Source organism: Pedobacter sp. B4419, assembly GCF_059693725.1.
Genome location: NZ_JCASSL010000002.1, coordinates 1,126,445 through 1,147,383 on the forward strand (window position 1 = coordinate 1,126,445; position 20,939 = coordinate 1,147,383).

Annotated in this window: 18 protein-coding genes; 6 read left to right on the plus strand and 12 right to left on the minus strand. The window is 41.1% G+C overall.

All coding sequences use genetic code 11. The features are described from left to right. The first annotated feature begins 93 nt into the window (after positions 1-93). Positions 94-1,326, plus strand: coding sequence for a serine hydrolase domain-containing protein (locus tag AC570H_RS16415; RefSeq protein ID WP_497356757.1), 1,233 nt, complete (start codon positions 94-96; stop codon positions 1,324-1,326). A gap of 56 nt (positions 1,327-1,382) precedes the next feature. On the opposite strand, the gene recG is transcribed toward AC570H_RS16415, so the two are convergent. The 5 genes from recG to AC570H_RS16440 all read right to left on the minus strand — a co-directional run bounded on the left by recG (position 1,383) and on the right by AC570H_RS16440 (position 6,390). Continuing rightward, positions 1,383-3,491 (minus strand): ATP-dependent DNA helicase RecG, encoded by a 2,109-nt coding sequence (gene recG, locus AC570H_RS16420; protein ID WP_497356759.1) that lies wholly within the window; start codon positions 3,489-3,491, stop codon positions 1,383-1,385. Positions 3,492-3,497: 6 nt separating this feature from the next. Beyond that, on the minus strand, positions 3,498-4,403 hold the full coding sequence (locus AC570H_RS16425; RefSeq protein WP_497356761.1) for an EamA family transporter: 906 nt from the start codon (positions 4,401-4,403) through the stop codon (positions 3,498-3,500). Between the two features lie 4 nt (positions 4,404-4,407). Continuing rightward, positions 4,408-4,788, minus strand: coding sequence for a RidA family protein (locus tag AC570H_RS16430; protein ID WP_497356763.1), 381 nt, complete (start codon positions 4,786-4,788; stop codon positions 4,408-4,410). Between the two features lie 45 nt (positions 4,789-4,833). Continuing rightward, positions 4,834-4,980 (minus strand): DUF6728 family protein, encoded by a 147-nt coding sequence (locus AC570H_RS16435; protein WP_497356765.1) that lies wholly within the window; start codon positions 4,978-4,980, stop codon positions 4,834-4,836. A gap of 63 nt (positions 4,981-5,043) precedes the next feature. Next, positions 5,044-6,390, minus strand: a complete 1,347-nt coding sequence (locus tag AC570H_RS16440; protein WP_497356767.1) for an OmpA family protein — start codon at positions 6,388-6,390, stop codon at positions 5,044-5,046. Between the two features lie 171 nt (positions 6,391-6,561). Here AC570H_RS16440 and AC570H_RS16445 point away from each other — a divergent pair, with 171 nt between their 5' ends. Next, positions 6,562-7,851 carry an aminopeptidase P family protein gene (locus AC570H_RS16445; RefSeq protein ID WP_497356769.1) on the plus strand — a complete coding sequence of 430 codons (1,290 nt, stop codon included), beginning with the start codon at positions 6,562-6,564 and terminating at the stop codon, positions 7,849-7,851. Here AC570H_RS16445 and meaB read toward each other — a convergent pair. Continuing rightward, positions 7,838-8,737, minus strand: a complete 900-nt coding sequence (meaB, locus tag AC570H_RS16450) for a methylmalonyl Co-A mutase-associated GTPase MeaB (RefSeq protein ID WP_497356771.1) — start codon at positions 8,735-8,737, stop codon at positions 7,838-7,840. The genes AC570H_RS16445 and meaB overlap by 14 nt on opposite strands. Before the next feature lie 156 nt (positions 8,738-8,893). Beyond that, positions 8,894-9,073 (minus strand): hypothetical protein, encoded by a 180-nt coding sequence (locus AC570H_RS16455; RefSeq protein WP_497356773.1) that lies wholly within the window; start codon positions 9,071-9,073, stop codon positions 8,894-8,896. On the opposite strand from AC570H_RS16455, the gene AC570H_RS16460 reads away from it, so the two are divergent. From AC570H_RS16460 to AC570H_RS16470, 3 genes are read left to right on the plus strand one after another with little or no spacing between them, the layout of a single operon-like run. Beyond that, positions 9,072-10,718 carry an ABC transporter ATP-binding protein gene (locus AC570H_RS16460; RefSeq protein ID WP_497356775.1) on the plus strand — a complete coding sequence of 549 codons (1,647 nt, stop codon included), beginning with the start codon at positions 9,072-9,074 and terminating at the stop codon, positions 10,716-10,718. The two genes, AC570H_RS16455 and AC570H_RS16460, sit on opposite strands and share 2 nt — an antisense overlap. 1 nt (position 10,719) lies before the next feature. Further along, positions 10,720-11,820 (plus strand): glycosyltransferase WbsX family protein, encoded by a 1,101-nt coding sequence (locus AC570H_RS16465; RefSeq protein ID WP_497356777.1) that lies wholly within the window; start codon positions 10,720-10,722, stop codon positions 11,818-11,820. 1 nt (position 11,821) lies between these two features. Further along, positions 11,822-12,790, plus strand: a complete 969-nt coding sequence (locus AC570H_RS16470) for a glycosyltransferase family 2 protein (protein WP_497356779.1) — start codon at positions 11,822-11,824, stop codon at positions 12,788-12,790. 16 nt (positions 12,791-12,806) lie between these two features. On the opposite strand, the gene AC570H_RS16475 is transcribed toward AC570H_RS16470, so the two are convergent. Then, positions 12,807-13,586, minus strand: coding sequence for a glycosyltransferase family 2 protein (locus AC570H_RS16475; RefSeq protein WP_497356781.1), 780 nt, complete (start codon positions 13,584-13,586; stop codon positions 12,807-12,809). Between the two features lie 67 nt (positions 13,587-13,653). On the opposite strand from AC570H_RS16475, the gene AC570H_RS16480 reads away from it, so the two are divergent. Next, positions 13,654-14,760 (plus strand): glycosyltransferase family 4 protein, encoded by a 1,107-nt coding sequence (locus AC570H_RS16480; RefSeq protein ID WP_497356783.1) that lies wholly within the window; start codon positions 13,654-13,656, stop codon positions 14,758-14,760. Here AC570H_RS16480 and AC570H_RS16485 read toward each other — a convergent pair. From AC570H_RS16485 to infB, 4 genes are all read right to left on the minus strand, one after another. Next, positions 14,757-15,569, minus strand: coding sequence for a class I SAM-dependent methyltransferase (locus tag AC570H_RS16485; protein ID WP_497356785.1), 813 nt, complete (start codon positions 15,567-15,569; stop codon positions 14,757-14,759). The two genes, AC570H_RS16480 and AC570H_RS16485, sit on opposite strands and share 4 nt — an antisense overlap. A gap of 7 nt (positions 15,570-15,576) precedes the next feature. Continuing rightward, entirely contained in the window at positions 15,577-16,716 is a 1,140-nt protein-coding gene (locus AC570H_RS16490) for a glycosyltransferase (protein ID WP_497356787.1), read from the minus strand. Between the two features lie 11 nt (positions 16,717-16,727). Then, positions 16,728-17,801, minus strand: a complete 1,074-nt coding sequence (locus tag AC570H_RS16495; RefSeq protein WP_497356789.1) for an acyltransferase family protein — start codon at positions 17,799-17,801, stop codon at positions 16,728-16,730. A gap of 183 nt (positions 17,802-17,984) precedes the next feature. Further along, complete coding sequence (infB, locus tag AC570H_RS16500) at positions 17,985-20,936, minus strand: translation initiation factor IF-2 (RefSeq protein WP_497356791.1); 2,952 nt, start codon at positions 20,934-20,936, stop codon at positions 17,985-17,987. Positions 20,937-20,939: the final 3 nt, after the last annotated feature.

Here is a 20,939-nt window from a genome sequence, read left to right on the forward strand (position 1 = left end):
AAATCAATATTGGGGTAATGTTTAAAACTCTTTTACGTTTAAAAAATCAATTATCGTTATTTTGTCGGCTTTTAACCCCGTATATTTTATTGCATGAAGTTTCGTCTACTTATTATCGCCTTAGCGCTCAGCACTGCCTACCTCTCATCCTGCACAAGTAAAGAAGAAAAAGCCAAAAAAACAGAGGCGCAAAAGAAAATAAGAACTAAGGAAGACGATAAGGCCGATAGCCTGCTCATTGCCTACGATCCTCAAAAAGGAGATCCCTGGATTGCCGATTTTGTTCAGAACCTGCACAAGAAATATGGCTTCAACGGCAACATGCTGGTCGCCAGAAAGGGCAAAATCCTTTATGAGAAAGCAATAGGATGGGCAGATTATTTGCATCGCGATAGCCTAAAAATCAGTTCTGAATTTGAATTGGCTTCCATCACCAAAACCTTTACTGGTGTAGCCATTATGCAATTGGTTGAGGCCGGAAAATTGAAGCTTACCGACGACGTAAAAAAGTTCTTTCCTAATTTCCCTTATGACGGGATTACCATACAACTTTTGTTATCGCACCGCAGTGGGATGATGAACTATGTTTATTTCATAGACGACATTTACCGTAAGGAAAAACTCAACATGAAAAAAGGCGTAACCAACCAGCAGGTGATGGATATTATAGCCGATAAAAAACCTAACCCCTATACTAAGCCCAACAGGGTTTTTCATTACAATAACTCCAATTTCATGGTGCTTGGCGCGATTATAGAAAAAGTAACCAAGCAAAGGTACTCGCAGTACATGATGGAGCATATCTTTAAGCCTGCCGGCATGAAGCATACCCATGTTTATTCTACTACAGAGTATGAAAAAGTTCCGGTTGATGTAGTGGGCCATGATCGTACCTGGCGCTATTCTGTAGTTCAGAACTTTTTAGATGGGCCAGTGGGCGACAAAGGAATTTACAGCACCCTGCATGACTTGGTGCTATATGACAAATACCTAAAAAATGGCCGTTTGCTTAGTCAGAAAAGTTTGGATTCTGCCTACGTCGGTCGCAACAAACCTGTAAACGGACACTTCAATTATGGTTATGGCTGGCGCATGTTCGATGGCAATGGCATGGACAAAGTGGTTTACCATACCGGCTGGTGGCACGGTTTCCGCCATATTTATGTACGCGATTTAGACAAGGATGTGGTAGTGATATTTTTGGGCAACTTAACCAACGGCAGTTTAATGCATTTGGATGAGCTGTACAAATATTTGAAGATGCCGATTATCCGCAAAGGTGCCTACACCGGTTCAGGTTCGTTGCCTGGCAGCGACGAGGATTAGAAGCAACTATTCTCCAATAAACATTTGTTTGAAGTGAAGGATATGTCAGGTTGTGATTAAGAAATCTTGTCGAAGGCAATCCCTTGGTTCTTTTTGTCGAGATAGGTCTTGAGCAAGCTATTTTCTGGCAGGCCTACCATCGGATCGCGTTCAAATATTTCGATCACCGTATTTCTTGCCTCCTGTAAAATAATCTGGTCTTTGGCCAAGTTGGCCATTTTAAGTTCAAGCACGCCACTTTGTTGTGTTCCCGTAATATCGCCAGGGCCTCTTAGTTGCAGATCTATTTCCGAAATTTCGAAGCCATTATTGGTCTTCACCATGGTTTCGAGGCGGAGCTTGGAGTTCTGCCCCAGCTTATTGGTCGACATGAGAATACAATAAGATTGTTCGGCACCACGGCCCACACGCCCCCTTAGCTGGTGCAATTGAGAAAGACCAAATCGCTCTGCGTTTTCAATAATCATTACTGAGGCATTGGGTACATTCACCCCAACTTCTATCACGGTTGTAGCCACCATGATCTGCGTTTTGCCCTCAATAAATTGGCGCATTTCATATTCCTTATCGGCATTTGGCATTTGCCCATGCACAATACTGATCTGGTAGTTAGGCAAGGGAAATTCAAAACGCAACTGCTCTATGCCAGCTTCCAGATGCATCAAATCCAGCTTCTCGCTTTCCTTGATCAAGGGATAAACTACATAAACCTGGCGTCCCTTGGCAATCTCCTGCTTCATAAAGCCAAACATCCTTAAACGCTGTCCTTCGTAGAGGCGCCTTGTTTCAATGGGTTTTCTGCCTGCCGGAAGTTCGTCAATTACAGACACATCCAAATCGCCGTACAAGGTCATGGCCAAGGTACGTGGAATAGGCGTAGCTGTCATTACTAAAATATGAGGTGGAATTGTGTTCTTTCTCCACAGTTTGGCCCTTTGCTCTACACCAAAACGATGCTGCTCGTCAATCACCACCAAGCCCAGGTTTTTAAACTTCACTTTATCTTCAATCAACGCATGGGTACCTACCAGGATATTGATTGTTCCACTCTCCAATTGTTCGTGCAATACCGTTCGTTGCTTTTTAGTGGTAGTACCGGTTAATATGGAAACGTTTATCAATTCGCCCTTTAAAAGCGAAACCAACGACTCATAATGTTGTCGAGCCAAAATCTCTGTTGGTGCCATCATACAGGCCTGATAGCCATTATCGTTGGCCAGCAACATGCTGATGAGGGCCACTACGGTTTTGCCGCTGCCTACATCGCCCTGTACCAGCCTATTCATCTGGCTACCCTTTTGGGTATCGATCCTGATTTCCTTGATTACCCGTTTCTGGGCATTCGTCAAATCAAACGGCAACATTTCCTTATAAAATGTATTTACGCGCTCACCAACCGTATCAAACAATAAACCTTTAAATTTCAAGCTTCGAACCTGTTTGTTGTACAGCAATTGTAGCTGGATAAAGAAAAGCTCTTCAAATTTTAGTCGGCGCTCAGCCTGCTGCAACTTGGCCTGATTGGCTGGGAAATGAATATGGATCAGTGCTTCTTTCCGGCTAATCAACTTGTACTTTTCGAGCACATAGGCTGGCAAAGTTTCGCGAACCTCGTTGATATGGAGCTCGATCACATGCTGGATCAGTTTCTGGAGCCCCTTGCTATCTAAAAAACTCTTTTTAAGTTTCTCGGTAGAGTTATAAATGGGCTGTAGGGTAAGGTTGCCTGTTAAACCTGAGGGACGCGGATAGTTTTCGAGCTCGGGATGCGAGATACTAAAGTTGCTGTTAAAGAAAGTTGGTTTGCCAAAGGCGATGTAGGTACTGCCACGCATGACGTGATCTTCAACCCATTTGATGCTTTGAAACCAAACCAGCTCCATTATTGCTCCGGTTTCGTCGGCAAATTTGGCGACCAAACGTTTCTTATGCTTTTCACCTATAACTTCTTTGCTCAGTATTTTCCCTACCACCTGCACCAAGGGCATTTCAGGATCAAGTTCTTTGATCTTGTAAAATCGGGTACGGTCTATATACCTAAAAGGATAATGATAAAGCAAGTCGTTATAGCTGCTCATGCCTAATTCTTTTTGCAAAAGCTCGGCACGCTTAGGGCCTACGCCCTTAAGGTAAACAAGAGGAGTATCTAAATTTGAGGCTCGCAAAACAGACTATTTTCTCTTAAAAATAAAGATATCTTTTATCAAGTTCCAATTAAATAGCAAAACCGCGAACAGCAATAACAGATAAGCCAACAGCTGATGCATATCTATTTGCTCTCCAAAGTAAACAATGGCAACCGTAAAAGCAATAATTGGGTTAATGTAGATGATAATGCCTAATGTTGACGAAGGTATTCCTATTAGGGCATAAAGGCTTAAGAACAGCGGAATAATGGTAAACAAAACTGCAATTACTAAAATGTTGCCCCAAAACCAAATACTTGAAGGAACTTCCTGATGCGAGCTCAAATAAAAAGGCAACATCAAGAGTACGGCAATGGCAATCTGAACGGCCAATACATTGAGTTTGTCCAAGTGTTGCATTTTACGTTGAATGATAAGGTAGAATGCATACAGTGCAGCGATGATAACCGACCACAATACTTCTATAAAAGAACCTGTAGCCAACATCACGATACTGAGCAACGCAATAGCTAATGAAACCAACTTGAGCTTGGAGAGCTCTTCTTTTAAGATCAGGAATCCTCCAAAAGCGGTAATCAATGGGCAAACCATGTAGGCAAAAGCGGCAGATTTGAGACTTACATTATTAACTGCATAGATAAAAGTATACCAGTTGAGTGTGAGCAATACAGTGGCGCCCAATATCTGATAAATGATAATCCGTTTTTCTTTGGGAAGTGCCAGCTTAAAGTACTTTATATCTTGCATCAGGTATTTCCTCCTAAACAATAAAATGGCAAGCCATATCACAGCTAAAGAAGTAAATATGCGATAATAAAGGATTTCCTGGGAAGGGAAAGCCTTGATATTTCTTAAAGGAATAGCAAAGAAACCCCAAATGGCTACAGATAAAAATGCGGCCAGCAGATATTTGGTTTTAGACTGCTGCACAGTCTTAGGCTTTATAGGCTGTGATTGATATTTCTACGTTTACACCTTTAGGCAAGCCTTTTACCGCTACTGTTTCTCTTGCAGGATAATCTGACTCAAAATAAGAACCATATACTTCATTCACCTCGGCAAACAAACTCATATCCGATAGAAAGATGGTTGTTTTTACCACATGGTCAAAATCATATTCTGCTTCTAAAAGAACGGCCTTGATGTTCCGCATCACCTGGTGTGTTTCTTCCGCAATAGAGGTCTGGTTAAGTTCGCCATTTTCTGGATTGATAGCCACCTGTCCCGAGGCAAATAAAAAGCCGTTGGCAATTACTGCTTGACTATAAGGGCCAATTGGAGCTGGAGCGCTGGTCGTATTGATAATTGTTTTCATGAAGAGTATTTATGTATGGATCTAGAATTTAACGCTAGGGATTGGTTATTTCTTTAGGATAAACCATTGAACTAATTTCCAAATAATGCCCCCAAGAAACAGGATAATAGCAATGGCATTGATGGCATGCATAATCTTGATATTAAAATTGTTGGGCCGGTCTTTTTTCTTTCTAAAGAAGTACATATGCAAATGTAAGATAAAAAAAAAGTCCCGACCAATTGGTCGGGACTTTTCTTATCGAGTTAAGCAAGATTAGTTTCTTGAAGTCTCAACACGACGGTTTTGGATACGACCTTCTTCAGTATCGTTAGAAGCAATTGGATTAGCTTCGCCTAAACCTTTAACAGTAACTTGACTAGCGTTAACGCCAGAGTTTACTAAGTAAGTTTTAACAGAGTTAGCTCTGTCTTTAGATAACTTCAAGTTGTATGCAGCAGTACCTTCGCTAGAAGCGTAACCTTTAGAAGTTACTTTACCACCGTTTTCACGCAATACTGAAGATAATTTATCTAAGATTGGATAAGATTCGGTTTTCAAAACTGAAGAGTTGAATTCGAATTGGATTGGCTCGAAACCAGTTTTGTTATCAACTGGAGCTACTGGTGCTACTGGAGCTGGTGGAGGAGGAAGTGGACATCCTGAACCATCAACTTTAGTTCCAGCTGGAGTACCAGCACATTTATCGAATTGATCCGCTACGCCGTCACCATCTGAATCTTTTTTCAAGTCTTCAACTGATTTCTCAACGTTAGAAACACGGTTTTTCAATGCTTCAACTTCTTGACGTAAAGTAGGATCTTTCAACTCATCATACATCATAGCTACTGGGTTAACCCAATCCAAGTTAGGTTTAGCTTTAGAACCTAGAGAGAATTCTAAACCAGCGTTAGCATACGAATATTTATCTTTCGTAGTACCGTTAGCGTAAACTCCATCAACGTTATCGCCATCAACAAAGTTCATGGTATAAGCCAAGTTGAAAGATACGCGATCAGAAACTTTGAATTTGATACCAGCACCTACAGGGATATAAGCTTCTTTGATGAAGTCTTTATCGCCATCTTCGCCATATTTACCTTTGTTGTTAACAACTGTACCGTTAGCTAAAGTTACTTTTGGATTGTAAGCCATTAAACCATAACCAGCAGTAACGAAGAAGTTAACTGAGTTTTCACGACGTAAGAAATCTACTGTAGCAACATTCACAACACCTCTTAAGTCAGCTGAATATTGGATATCAGTTTCGAATTCTTTAACACCGTTAGCAACGCCACCTGGATAATCTTTGTTAGTAGCTGATAATTTACCACGGAAGATGTTACCTTCTAAGCCAAATGCATGACCTAATTGTTTACGCAATGAAATTCCGTAACCTAAGTTAACGTCCCAGTTAGAGAAATCGTTAGTACCGCCAGTAACAACAACTGGTGTTAAAACACCACCATTTACACCGATAGACCACGTTCTGTACTGTCCTCTCCCACCAAATACTTTGGCAGAAGACGATGCAGGAGCATCCTGAGCACTAGCGAGAGACGTAACTCCCAATAATGCTACTAAAGAGGCTGCAACACCTTTCTTTAAAGTAGAATAATTCATAATTTTTCTTTTTTAAGGTTAAACAAATATTAATTGTATAATTTTTTGCAATACAAAATTAAACAAATTTTTATAATCTCAAAACACCTTACAAACTCCGTTCCAAACTTCTTAAAATGTTCGTATTTTATTACATTTGGCCTAAGCACTCCATTTTAAACTAGTAAATCTATGAAGTATAAACAAATAAACAGCGAATTGTTCATCGAAAACCGAAAAAATTTCTGTAAAGAACTGAAAAACAATTCAATAGCTATTTTACAATCGAACGATGAGTTTCCGAGAAGTGGCGATCAAAATTTCCAGTTTAAGCAAAATGCCGACCTTTTTTACCTTTCTGGCATCGATCAAGAACAGTCAATTTTATTGATTTACCCCGACTGTCCTAATCCTCAATACAGGGAAGTCCTGTTTTTAAGACAGACAAATGACCATATTAAGGTTTGGGAAGGGCATAAATATACCAAAGACCAAGCAAGTAAAACTTCAGGCATTACCAACATTTATTGGTTAAGCGATTTTGAAAACATTTTACACAGTATCATTAACTATGCAACGTATGTTTATCTCAACCTTAACGAAAACGATCGCTATCTACATACGGTAAGCTATCGCGACATTAGATTTATTGAACAGCTTCGCCAAAACTATCCATTGCACCAATATGAACGCGCCGCCCCATTGTTGCGTGAGCTTCGTGCCATTAAATCGCCAATTGAAGTTGAACTGACCCAAAAAGCTTGTGATATTACACGCGATGCCTTTATCAGGGTGCTCAAATTTATAAAGCCTGGCGTGATGGAATATGAAGTAGAAGCAGAAATTATACACGAATTCATCAGGCAAGCCGCTACTGGCCATGCCTACTCACCAATTATTGCAGCTGGAGAAAACGCAAACATTCTCCATTATACCGACAACAATCAACCTTGTAAGGATGGCCAGTTGATTTTAATGGATTTCGGAGCCGAATACGGCAACTACAATGCAGATCTTACCCGTACCATTCCTGTAAATGGTCGTTTTACCAGCAGGCAAAAGGAAGTTTACAATGCGGTATTGCATGTAATGAACGAATCTAAAAAGCTGATGGTGGCTGGGGCAATCTGGAATACTTACCACGAACAGGTAGGCGAAATCATGACAGAGCAACTTCTTAAGCTCAAGCTGATTACTACTGCCGATGTAAAAAACCAAAAGCCCTCTTATCCTGCCTACAAAAAATATTTTATGCATGGAAACACGCACCACTTGGGCATCGATGTGCATGATTTTGCCGGGCGGTATACACCTTTTGCAGTGGGCAACATCTTAACCTGCGAACCAGGAATCTATATTCCAGAAGAAGGTTTTGGCGTAAGACTAGAGAATGATATCTTGATTACTCAAGAAGGAAATATCGATTTAATGGCAAACATTCCGATTGATGCAGAAGAAATCGAAGCGCTTATGAATGCTTAATCCAGCCTTCGGCAAATTTATAAATATTAAAATCAGATTGTAATAGGGCTTCGTCAACTGCTTGGCGAAGCTTTATCTTATCTACATCCTGCATACGGCGATGCTGGATCAGCTGAAAAGCCTTCTCGGCCATCATAAAATTACGGCGTTCGCTGTCCTGTTTTCCGGCTTTCGCAATCCACTTACACAAGCCAGCGATACCTTCGTTTTTATCAGCTACTGTTTTAAAAACAGGGATATCCTGATGTTGCTGGCTCACCAGTTTCTTCAGCTTGTTGGCAAACCCATCTGCGCCTTCCCTATCGGCCTTATTGACGACAAAGCCTTGGGCAATTTCCATCAATCCCGATTTAATGTGCTGGATTTCATCACCAGATTCTGGCACCAAAACAACCAAGGTTTGATCTGCCAAGCCGGCAATTTCTACTTCCGACTGCCCCACACCTACCGTTTCTACCAGAACCAAATCAAAATTTGCCGATCGCAATACATCAACCATTTCGAGTGTTTTTATCGAAATGCCTCCCAATGCGCCACGCGTAGCAATAGAACGGATAAATACATTTGGATTGTTAAATTGCTGTACCATTCTTATCCTATCGCCCAACAAAGAACCAAAGTTAAATGGCGAAGTTGGATCGACCGCCAAAATGGCTACTTTTTTGCCTTGCGCTACAAAATGAGCCGTAATGGCATTAACCAAAGTACTCTTCCCCGCTCCCGGCGGACCAGTAATGCCCAACACAGGGATTTCGTTTTTAACGTGGATGACTTTCAGTAGCTCTGAAGCAGGTTCAATATTATTTTCAACCAAGGTCAATGCCCTGGCCAAAATCCTAAAATCTCCTTTTTCAATACCGTTTCTAAGTGTTAAATACGAATTCATCTGCTAAAGTCCTTTACAAAGAAACATAATTTTATCAATTCTCTATCAGGATATTTTGCGCTTGGCCTATCCGTTATTAAGATGCATAAATACAGGGCGCCTTAAACAAAGAACAAAAAACGTAACTTTGTATCCTTTATATATTTAGATGAAAACCTATTTTAGATTATTATCCTTCGCAAAACCTATTGAAAAATTTGCGATTCCATATGTGATCGCAACCATACTGTCTATTTTGTTTGGCACGTTAAATCTTGCGCTTTTATCTCCACTGTTTGAAACTTTGCTTAATGGTGGCAAAGAAAAAGCAGCTTCGTCTTTAACAGACAAAGCCATGTCTTCATTTAATATTCTGGGCCAATTCAGAAAATTTGTACAAGATTCTGTCACCCAAAATGGCGATGTAAAAACCTTGGGCTACGTCTGTATCGTCATCATTGTTTCGGTACTGCTCTCCAATCTTTTCAAGTATTTTTCTCAACGGTACATGGAAGACTTGAGGGTGCATACCTTGCTAAACTTCAGAAAACAGGTATTCAACAATGTAATGAACCTTCACGTTGGCTATTTCAACAACGAGAGAAAAGGTGATATCATTTCTAAAGTGGCTTCGGATGTACAGGTCGTACAATTTACGGTAACCAATACACTTCAGGTGGTGTTTAAGGAGCCCGTAACACTAATCGTTTATATTGTATTATTGTTCAATATTTCCGCTAAGCTTACCCTCTTCTCTCTGATCGTTATCCCTATTTCAGCTTTTGTGATAGGCAAGATTGTGAAGAGACTAAAACAACAAGCAAAAGAATCACACGAATCATTTGCCAAAATGATCGGCTTTTTAGATGAGGCTTTAAGTGGCATAAAAATCATCAAAGCATTTAATGCCAGCGAACGCACCAAGGAAAAATTCGACCAAGAGAACGTTTTTTACTCTAACCTTAACCGTAAAATGGTTCGTCGGCAGCAATTGGGTTCGCCAGTTTCCGAATTTTTGGGTGTATTGATGGTTTCGGCAATTGTATGGTACGGTGGTACACTTATTTTGCACAAAGATGCCAATGCCTTAGCTGCTTCTGATTTCATAGCCTACATTGCTATTTTCTCTCAAGTAATGCGTCCAGCAAAAGCCTTAACAGATTCGTTTAGCGGTATTCATTCTGGAATTGCAGCTGGCGAAAGGGTATTAGACCTTATCGATACCAAACCAGAATTAACAGATAAACCCAGAGCCCTTGCCTTGCCTAAGTTCGAAGATTCGCTTGTGCTCGAAAACGTATCGTTCTATTACGGCGAAAAGCAGGTACTCAACAACATTAACCTAACCATTAACAAAGGCAAAACAGTAGCACTGGTTGGGCCATCTGGCGGAGGAAAAAGTACTTTGATGGATTTGATCCCTCGCTTTCACGATCCTAAATCGGGAGCCCTAAAAATAGATGGACACGATTACAAAGACTTGACTGTAGAAAGCATTCGTCAGCAAATGGGAACAGTTAACCAGGAATCGTTTCTATTTAACGATACGATATTCAACAATATCGCCTTTGGCAAACCCGATGCTACTGAAGAAGAAGTGATCGCCGCTGCCAAAATTGCAAACGCCCACGAGTTCATTCTTCAAACCGAACAAGGCTATCAATCGACCGTTGGCGACAGGGGGGGCAGGCTTTCTGGAGGCCAGCGTCAACGTATTTGTATTGCCAGGGCCGTATTGGCCAATCCACCGATCATGTTGTTAGACGAAGCCACCTCAGCTCTGGATACCGAATCAGAGAAATTGGTACAAGAAGCACTGAACAATTTGATGCAGAACAGAACATCAATTGTAATTGCGCACCGTTTGAGCACCATCCAACAGGCAGACCAGATTGTGGTGATAGACAAGGGACAGGTTGCCGAAAATGGCACACATCAAGAACTGATGAACAAAAATGGCCTTTACAAGCGATTAATCGACATGCAAACCTTTAACGACTAATATGAAAGACAACATAAAACCGATAGCCTTATACCTTCCACAGTACCACACGATAAAAGAAAATGACGAATGGTGGGGCAAGGGTTTTACAGAGTGGACCAACGTAAAAAAGGCAACCTCGCTCTTTAAGGGCCACTATCAGCCTCATGTTCCTTTGAATGAGAACTATTATGACTTGAGCTTTAATCAGGCGCTAGAAGATCAGGCTCAGTTGGCAAAAGAATATGGCATTTACGGCTTTTGCTTTTATCACTATTGGTTTAATGGGAAACTGCTTTTAGAAAAGCCTCTGCATAATTTATTGGAAGCCAAAAAACCAGACTTTCCATTTTGCCTGTGCTGGGCCAATGAAAATTGGACAAGAACCTGGGATGGCCAAGAGAAACAGGTGCTGATGAAACAGGATTATTCCTTGGCTGATGATTTAGAGCACATCCAATACCTGATGCCATTTTTTAAAGATGAGCGCTACATTAAGATAGATAACAAGCCTGTATTTTTAATGTACAGAACCGAACTGCATCCTGATATTAAAGCAGCAAGCGAAATTTGGAGAGCCGAAGCAAAAAAAGCTGGTTTTGACGATCTTTTCTTGATTAGGATAGAGAACTTTAAAAAGGACCTGGATCCAAAAACACACGGCTTTGATGCGGGCATGGAATTCGCTCCAGATACAGCCTACAGGGGACAGAAAATTGCGAAAAAGAATATGGCTTCATACCTATTCAACAAGTTTTTGCACCTCACCGGGATCAAAAAATCTCCCTTTTACCAAAACGGGATTTTCTCTTACGAGCAAATGGCAAATAACATGATGGCCAAACCGAAATTTGATTATAAATATTTCAGGACAGTTACGCCATCATGGGATAATTCTGCCCGCAGGAAAAAACATGCCGCTATTTATGTAGGTTCTACGCCAGCCTTATTTGAAAACTGGGCCAAGCACATGAAAGACTATACGATAGCAAATCTGCCAGAAAACGAAAGGTTCTTATTTATCAATGCCTGGAACGAATGGGGCGAAGGTTGCCACTTAGAACCGGATGAGAAATGGGGAACACAGTACCTTCAAGCAGTAAAAAATGCAATAAACGATTAAGATGGAGCCAAAAACTGTTTCGGTAATTATACCTACCCATAATTATGGACACTTAATTGCCGAAACCTTAACTTGTTTATTGGAGCAAAGCTATCCACATTGGGAAGCGATTATTATTGATGATGGTTCTACAGATGACACGGAAACTGTTGTAACATCATTTACAGCCACAGACAATCGCTTTTCTTATATCAAGCAAGCCAACAAGGGCGTTTCTGTTGCGAGAAATACGGGTTTAAGCTTAGCAAAAGGAAGCTATATCCAATTTTTAGATGCTGATGACCTGCTTTCGAAAGAGAAATTTGCATTACAGGTTGCTTTTTTTAACGCAAATGCAGACACGGATATTTCTTTGGCAACTACATGGTTTTTCGATAATAATGATCCGCAGCGAAAACATTATACTGATCTCAGTTTAAAAAACAAGACTGCTATGCCTGTAGTTAACGGGGCTGGCTACCCAGTTATTTCTGATTTTGTTCAACATAACCTAGCCGTTATTCAAAGTCCGCTTTTTCGCAAAGATCTTTTGCAAAAGGTTGGCACTTTCAGAGCAGGGATGGCTTACCTGGAAGATTGGGATTTTTGGTTCAGGATGGCAATTTCAAATTTCAGATTTGCTTTTCTAGACAATGACCAAGCTTTTGTACTGGTACGCGTACACCAGGTGAGCGCTACACAACAATCAAAAAAAATTGTCGAGGCCGAAGGTTTGTTGAGAAACCTGCTCAATGAATACATTTTGAAATCGGAGTTAACCGATGCCGAAAAAAGGGAGCTGCTCTCCAAAAATCATAAACTACTGATCAGTACTTATAAGGGACTGATGGCGCGGACATCATATTTAAATTTCAACAAGTTTATTCATTACTATAAAGACATGAAAACTGCGTCGGGATTTGTCAAGGCATTCATTAAATCAATCAACCTCAAAAGAAAACTGATGCGGGATCCAAACCTGATACCTTAAATGGTTGAGGAAAGACCTAACGGATACCTAAAAACTTCTTGATTTTGATTGTATACCGAAGTTTCCTCAATTGTTTTCTGGAAGCCCATAATTCTTCATAATCCGGCAAAAAAGCCGAAAAGCTTTCAGCAATTGCTCTTTTTCGCTCTTCAAGCATTAAGGGACGATGAGCCTCCTGTGTACTGATGCCACCTTCCATAAATCCAGCCACCACAATAGCTATTCTTTTGTAGCTGCAATCATGTCTGCAAACAGCCAACATAAAAAACTTCCAATCGGAAACTATTTTATACTTCTCGTCATATAGCCCTACTTTATCGAACAGTTCTCTTTGGATAAAGGTTGTAGGATGTGGAATGCCCATGTTGCAAAATAGGTCGAAGGTGAGCAAATGCGCGGGTTTCCATACTTTTCTCTCTTCGCCATTGATAAAAAGCAGGTCGCCAATAATCAGTTCTTTGTCAAAGCCCAGCGCCACGCAATTGGCAATTACATCGGCATCTATCAAAATATCTCCACTGTTAATGAACAACAGGTACTCGCCTGTAGCCGCCCTAACGCCTTTGTTCATGGCGTTATAAATACCACTATCGGCTTCGCTTAGGGCATAAGCCAAATGGGGTCTAAACTCTTCCAAAACCGCCTGGCTACCATCTGTAGATGCTCCGTCTATAACCACATGCTCTAACGCATCATAGCTTTGCGCCAATACAGATTGGATGGTATCCTTTAGTCCGCTGGCATTGTTATAATTGATGGTAACAATGGATATTTTGGGCTTGCTTACTGTCGTCATTAATGGATTTTATCTATATTCGTTGCCGGCTTATCTCCCAAAAATAGATTTAAAAATCAATACCGCAATGATTAAAGTTTTGTTCGACCATGAGATTTTCAGCATACAACGTTATGGTGGAATTTCGCGCTACTTTGCCAATCTGGCCAGCGAAATGAACAAAGACCAATCGCTCAGCGTAAAAATTGCCGTGCTTTACGTTAAAAACTATTACATCAGGAATTTTAAGCAGCCAATGGATAACCTGTTTGGCAGATGGTACCTGAGAAAAATAGGGAAAAGATTCTCCTGGAATGAAAAGCACAGTGTAGCTCAACTTAAAAAGGGCAATTATGATATTTTTCATGCCACTTACTATGATACTTATTCGCTTGCCTACAACCGCAAGCCCATGGTGGTGACTATCCACGATATGATTTACGAAAACAGTCCGGAAATGTTTGCCGATTCTGCAGAAGTCATCTCCCAAAAAAAACAGATGATGGATGCAGCTGGCATGATCATCGCGATTTCTAATTTTACCTTGAACGAAATTTTGAGGCACTATCCCGGGTATGTGACAAAAACCAAGGTAGTGTATCATGGTTTGCCAGAGGAGGAAGAATCTACAACTCAGGCCAGTCCGCTTAGCCTGCCCAAGAGATTTATTCTTTTTGTAGGTTCACGTGGCCACTATAAAAACTTTGAGCCAATGGCAAAGGCGCTGGCTCCCTTATTTAACAAACAAAAGAATTTAGAACTGCTCTGCACTGGCGGAGGCGAGTTTACGGATGAAGAAAAAGCACTGCTTCAGGAGCTACAAATCGATACACAATGCCACCAGTTAGATGCTACAGATGAAGACCTTAAATCTCTTTACCAACATGCTTTGGCATTCGTTTATCCTTCATCGCAGGAGGGCTTCGGATTGCCCATGTTAGAAGCCTTTAGAAACAACTGTCCCATAGCCTGCAGCAATCTTTCATGTCTGCCCGAAATTGGCGGAGAAGCCGTAGCTTATTTTGACCCTGAGCAAGCCACTTCGATATTGGCAACCGTAGAGAAAATAATCAATGAACCTGACTATGCCGATGAACTTAGGGCTAAAGGCAAGGAACGGCTCAAGCACTTCACTATGGCTGATTGCGTGGCCAATACCGTACAGGTTTATAAAGATTTATTGAATAGCAACTAGCTCAACTTTGATTTGATAAAATTCCAGTCTCTGGTTAAAAGGCTTTCTTTTTCCAGTTCTTGTTTTTTATCAAATTTTCGAACTGCTTTTCTCATCTTTCTGATGAAAAAAGGATCCTTCTCTTTGGCGAATGGATTCTTATCTAATGTCTTCTTGGTAAACAAATGGGTACCAATGCCGTCGGTATAAAGATTATAACCAAATTTGGTGCCTAGCGCTCTTAATGATTCCTCAGTATACAAAGCAATATGCTGACCGGTTTCTGGAATAAAATACCACCAATCATCTGTTGAAGTTAATGGCGTTGCTGGTTGTAGTACGGTACTAAACAAGAGGTTATCAGACAACTGGCTTATTTTCTTTACCTCAGCTAAGGGATCGGGCAGGTGTTCAAATACTTCAAAAGCGGTGACCAGCTCAAATTTGGTATTCGGTGGCAAATCGGACAGATCGAAATATTCGGCAAATAAATTCTTGCAATAAGGATCGGTATGGTAAAAATCAAAGCCCTTGTCGCGCATCAAACGGGTAAACAAGCCATAGCCTCCGGCATAGTCCAAAAATTTGCCATCGGTATTAAAATACTTACCCAACACCGGAATTGCCGTATCTCTAAGGTATTCGTTACGAGAGGCCAGACCAATATCCAGTTTGGTAATGGCAGAAGAATAAGCCTCTTCTAGCCAATAAGGTTCTTCTGTTTGTATAAAGCCTGTGTCTTTACACCTAAAATAAGCTACATCGTATTTGTTGAGTATCTTTGCTGAAAATATCTTCTCCGTTTCTCCTCCGGTAATTTTGCTCTGCATCTGAGGCTTATTTTAAGTTTGCTGTCATTAACTTCTTAAAAGACTCTTTAACGCTTGCTATGCTGAAATTATCTATCACATAGTTTCTTACATTCGAGCTGCAGGTCATATATTCTTCATCGCTGAGTGCCAGTACTTTTTCTATGTTCTGCTCCAAGCAATCTACCGTAAGGTCTTCCATTTCAAAGATAAAATCTTTTTCTGCAAAGCCACAATATTTGCTCACAACGGGCACTAAACCGGCAGACATTGGTTCTATTGTTCCACCCGGCAAACCATCAACATAACTTGGCGAAAGTATATAAGTACATTTCTCAATGGCTTCGCGCATTTCGGCCGAATCCATTCGGATGGATTTAAAAAACACCACATTTGGACGATCGTATAAAACGCTGCGATAATATTCTTCGAGCTCAGGGTGCAAGCTTGGCAACACAATATAAAAATTCAAGTCGCTTCTGCGCTTGATCAGCTCTAACATGATATGCAGACCTTTTGCCAGTTGATAAGCACCACTTAGAAACAGAAAATTGCGGTTTCTATTTGCGACAGTCTTTTCTTCAAAAGCTGTAAAAGCGCCTATAATATTATTGTTTAACGAATACAATGGGTTCTTAAAGCGGGACTGGAAATCATTATACACATGTGATTCGGCCAGAATAATGGTGAAGTCGGCGCTGTGCATGGCATAATAGGTTCCGGCAGCCAAAACCTTTGACTCTGAAGGTATCCATTTTCCAGATAGCTGATAAAAATCTTCCACACATTTAAGGCTCATCATATTCTGAAAGTCTTCATGCGCACCTGTAACGAACAGTATCCGGTTAGCCGTTTGACGTGCAGGATGATAAAAAGATTGCTCAAAAACATGTCCGAAGCCAAAAACCACTTCGTATTTGCCATAATCCAGGTTCTCGGTTTTAGACAGAAAATCTACTACGTCAACATTATAGCCTAGTTCAGAAAAAACTTCTGCAATGAGATGAGAGGTAAAATAATTCTGGTGCCAAAAACTGTTTTCGCTTTTAAATGGCGAAACGATGTAGGAGATGAGTACGCTTTTGCCATAATCGGTGTTGTAAAGATTGGGGATAAGCGTTGGGCCAGCATGCCCCTTCTTTTTTTTCCTGAATAAACGTTTGAGCATATATTAAATCTTCATCTTCCAATCAACCATTTAAATCTGGTTAGGTTGATTAGTCGGACCACAGCAAAGGTTAGCGAATAAACAATTAAAAACTTCAATAAAGTTAGCGCAAAAAATCCAATGATTGGGTACGTTGTGATGGGTGAAAATTTAAAAGGCCTCAGTATCTCTGGCAAAATATTAAAAACAAAAATATAGTGGATCAGGTAAATCCCAAAGGTAGTCTCTCTAGGCTTGAATACGTTCACAAACTTGAGGTCTTTGATCTTGATCAGCAATAAAAAGGTGGCTATGGAGTAGATGATATTGGTAATGCGGAGCGTGTTATAGGGATCGAGGGCATGTCTGTTGTACAAGAAAATGATTTCCAATACCGCAGCAGCAAAACTTAGCAAAAACAGCAACAGGAATTTTGACATCGCAACCCTGGCAACGAAGCTACTTACTTTTTCCCAGTGTTTATTAAACATGGCGCCCAGCCACAAGAAGAATACAAATCCAAAAATTGCCATGGTATGGTGTGGCGGAAACCACTCCAAGTAAATATTAGCGGCATAAAATGCGGTAAAGCAAAACAAGATTGCGCCGAACTTATAGGAGTATAGGTATTTTCTAAACATCAATAAGATGCCGATGCAGATTAAAAAGTTGATAATGAACCAATAGTTACTATACAGGTATACGATCTTGAAAGATTCCAAAAGGTTATCAAGGCTATTGAAATCCGGCCCTTTTCTATAAATAATCCAGTTTTTATAGGTCATGGCAAATACAAATATGAGCGACCAAAACACCCATGGCATGAATACGATCTTCACGCGGCGCTGGAAATACTGCATTGGCGAATAGGTAAAAAACTTCTCGCCTAATAAAAAACCGGCCAAAATAAAGAAAATGATTGTTCCCGCCTTTGCCAACTGGATGAGGCTCATGTAAAAAACATTCATTGTGGTAATGCCTTCGAAAATGTAGGTGCCAACATGGGTACAATGCTCCAAAACAATAAACATCATGGAGATGCAGCGGATAGAATCTATAAAATCGAAGTTCTTTTTCGCAGGTTGCGAAATGGCTTGGTCAGTCATTAATAGTAGTTGGTTAAAAATAAAAAGGAACGACAAAAATCGCTCCTCATATTTTAGACCTGCAGAATTGTTACAAGTTTAATCAGTTTCGGCTTATTTATCCTATGTAATAAGAAAGATATAGATACTTAACAAAAAAAGGAGCGATGAAAATCGCTCCTTATATTTTAAATTTTTAAACTGTTACAGTTTACGTTTTACTTCTACTTGTTCGTAGGCTTCTACGATATCACCTACTTCAATGTTGTTAAAGTTTTGGATATTCAAACCGCACTCATAACCTTTGGCTACTTCTTTCACATCGTCTTTGAAACGTTTCAATGAAGCCAGCTCGCCGGTATAGATTACTACACCATCGCGAACGATACGGATCTTGCTGTTTCTGGTGATCTTACCCTCGAGTACCATACAACCTGCAATGGTTCCCACTTTGGTAATTTTAAAGGTTTCCCTGATCTCCACATTGGCCACAATCTTCTCTTCGAATTCTGGAGCCAACATACCTTCCATTGCCGCCTTGATTTCGTTGATGGCATCGTAGATGATCGAGTACAAGCGGATATCGATCTGCTCAGCTTCGGCCAACTTACGGGCGCCCGGCGAAGGACGTACCTGGAAACCAATGATGATCGCATCTGAAGCCGAAGCCAACAATACATCGGATTCTGAAATCTGACCCACCGCTTTGCTGATGATATTGATCTGGATTTCTTCGGTAGATAGTTTTAGCAACGAATCTGCCAAAGCCTCGATCGAACCATCCACGTCACCTTTAACGATTAAGTTCAGCTCTTTAAAGTTACCGATAGCCAAACGACGACCGATCTCATCTAAAGTGATATGTTTTTGTGTACGTAAACCTTGCTCACGCATTAATTGTAAACGTTTGTTGGCAATTTCTCTTGCCTCTACTTCGCTTTCTAATGCATTGAAACGATCGCCTGCAGTTGGTGCACCTTGCATACCCAATACCTGAACTGGTACTGATGGGCCAGCTTCGGCAACTTTTTGGCCACGCTCGTTAAACAAGGCTTTTACTTTACCGCTATAGCTACCTGCCAAGATCGGATCTCCTACTCTCAGGGTACCACCTTGTACCAAAACGGTAGTTACAATACCACGGCCTTTATCTAAAGTAGCCTCAATTACGGTACCTGTAGCACGCTTATCAGGATTGGCTTTCAATTCTAACAATTCTGCTTCTAACAATACCTTATCTAAAAGCAAATCGACATTTAAGCCGCTCTTGCTTGAAATTTCTTGCGACTGGAATTTACCACCCCACTCTTCAACCAAAATATTCATGGTAGAAAGCTGTTCTTTGATACGGTCGGTGTTGGCACCTGGCTTATCAATTTTGGTGAAGGCGAATACCAATGGTACGCCTGCTGCCTGTGCATGGTTAATGGCCTCTTTGGTTTGAGGCATCACCGCATCATCAGCCGCGATTACAATAATGGCAATATCCGCAACTTTGGCACCACGTGCACGCATCGCGGTAAACGCCTCGTGACCCGGTGTATCTAAGAAGGTTACTTGTTTGCCAGAGTTGGTAGTTACTTTATAAGCACCAATGTGCTGCGTAATACCACCGGCCTCACCAGCTACCACATTTGCTTTACGGATATAATCTAGCAATGAAGTTTTACCGTGGTCAACGTGACCCATGATGGTAACTACTGGTACACGAGGCACCAAATCTTCTGGTGCATCTTCTTCTTCAATTACCCTATCTTCTTCCTCATCTGGTTTTACAAACTGGATTTCGTAACCGAATTCATCGGCTACAATGGTTAGGGTTTCAGCATCTAAACGCTGGTTAATCGAAACGAACATGCCCAAGCTCATACAGGTACCAATAATTTTGGTTACCGGTACGTCCATCATGTTGGCCAATTCGTTTGCCGTAACAAACTCTGTAACCTTTAATACCCTCGACTGCAACTGTTCTTCTGCTGCAAGTTCTTCGGCATTCATTGCTACATCATCACGTTTCTGACGACGCAATTTAGCACGTTGTGCAAATTTACCAGACTTACCGGCACCGCTCAAACGAGCCAATGTTGCCTTGATCTGATCTTGTATTTCTTTTTCTGTTGGCTCTTCTTTAGGAGTAGCCGGTGCACCTGGCTTGTTATGGTTGCCTCTATAGTTAGGGTTAGGGCGATTGCCACCTTGGTGGTTCGGGTTATTCCTGAAATCTGGCCTATTGCCACCTGGTGCATTCGGGTTACGCGGCTGTCCGGGTTGTCCCTGACCTTGCGTTTGGCCTGGCTGGCCACCACCTTGCTGACCTGGAGCATTTGGATTGCCACCAACAGTTTTCTTGCGTTTACGTTTGCGTTTAGCCGCTTCGCTATCTGCAGATGAAGCCACAGGCTGGTTTCTACGATCAGGCGTAACTGGCAAAACGATTTTACCAATAATGTTCGGTCCTGATAATTTAACTGAGCGAGCTTTAATTACGCCATCGTCTGCAACAGCTGGTTTAGCTGCTTCGGGCTCAACTGGAGGCTGAGGTTCAACTTTGGGCTCTTCTTTCTTCACCTCAACAGGTTTTTCTTCCTGAACTGGTGGTGTTACCGGCGCTTCAACTTTAGGCGCCTCAACCGGAGCTTCTTTTTTCTCTTCAACTACTGGAGCTGGCTCTTCTTTTTTCGGGACGCGGTTTTTAGGGTTAAGATCGTTGAGGTCTATTTTACCTACAACCTTAACACCTGGCAATGCGCCTTCTTCAACAGGTTCTGTTTTAGGAGCCGGCTCTTCTTTTGGAGCCTCAACAGGTTTCTCTGCTACAGGTTTTTCTGCAGGAGGAGTATATGAATGAAGGTTTTTGATTAAAACACCTTCGTTTTCAAAATCTTGTTTTTTTCTAGGCGTCTCAGGAGCTTTCTCAGCTGCTTCGGGTTCATCACGACGAATTTTACCTATAACTATCTGATTGGCTTCTTCTTTCACGATTTTGTCCCCCTGAAATTCTTTCATCAAGGTATCATACATATCTTTTGAAAGTTTCGTAGTGGGCTTATTTTCCACAGCAAAGCCCTTCTTACCCAGAAAATCTACTGCCGTAGCAATTCCGATGTTAAGTTCCTTAGCTGCTTTAAATAAAATTATGGGTTTATCGTCTGACATTTA

Bases quoted from the DNA above. Each gene is read 5' to 3' on its own strand.
- AC570H_RS16480 (WP_497356783.1), top strand. From the start codon at position 13,654: ATGATTAAAGTTTTGTTCGACCATGAGATTTTCAGCATACAACGTTAT.
- AC570H_RS16495 (WP_497356789.1), bottom strand. From the start codon at position 17,801: ATGACTGACCAAGCCATTTCGCAACCTGCGAAAAAGAACTTCGATTTT.
- infB (WP_497356791.1), bottom strand. From the start codon at position 20,936: ATGTCAGACGATAAACCCATAATTTTATTTAAAGCAGCTAAGGAACTT.
- AC570H_RS16445 (WP_497356769.1), top strand. From the start codon at position 6,562: ATGAAGTATAAACAAATAAACAGCGAATTGTTCATCGAAAACCGAAAA.
- AC570H_RS16470 (WP_497356779.1), top strand. From the start codon at position 11,822: ATGGAGCCAAAAACTGTTTCGGTAATTATACCTACCCATAATTATGGA.
- AC570H_RS16455 (WP_497356773.1), bottom strand. From the start codon at position 9,073: ATGGCTTTGTCTGTTAAAGACGAAGCTGCTTTTTCTTTGCCACCATTA.
- AC570H_RS16490 (WP_497356787.1), bottom strand. From the start codon at position 16,716: ATGCTCAAACGTTTATTCAGGAAAAAAAAGAAGGGGCATGCTGGCCCA.
- AC570H_RS16460 (WP_497356775.1), top strand. From the start codon at position 9,072: ATGTCTTCATTTAATATTCTGGGCCAATTCAGAAAATTTGTACAAGAT.
- AC570H_RS16440 (WP_497356767.1), bottom strand. From the start codon at position 6,390: ATGAATTATTCTACTTTAAAGAAAGGTGTTGCAGCCTCTTTAGTAGCA.
- AC570H_RS16430 (WP_497356763.1), bottom strand. From the start codon at position 4,788: ATGAAAACAATTATCAATACGACCAGCGCTCCAGCTCCAATTGGCCCT.
- AC570H_RS16465 (WP_497356777.1), top strand. From the start codon at position 10,720: ATGAAAGACAACATAAAACCGATAGCCTTATACCTTCCACAGTACCAC.
- AC570H_RS16485 (WP_497356785.1), bottom strand. From the start codon at position 15,569: ATGCAGAGCAAAATTACCGGAGGAGAAACGGAGAAGATATTTTCAGCA.
- meaB (WP_497356771.1), bottom strand. From the start codon at position 8,737: ATGAATTCGTATTTAACACTTAGAAACGGTATTGAAAAAGGAGATTTT.
- AC570H_RS16475 (WP_497356781.1), bottom strand. From the start codon at position 13,586: ATGACGACAGTAAGCAAGCCCAAAATATCCATTGTTACCATCAATTAT.
- AC570H_RS16415 (WP_497356757.1), top strand. From the start codon at position 94: ATGAAGTTTCGTCTACTTATTATCGCCTTAGCGCTCAGCACTGCCTAC.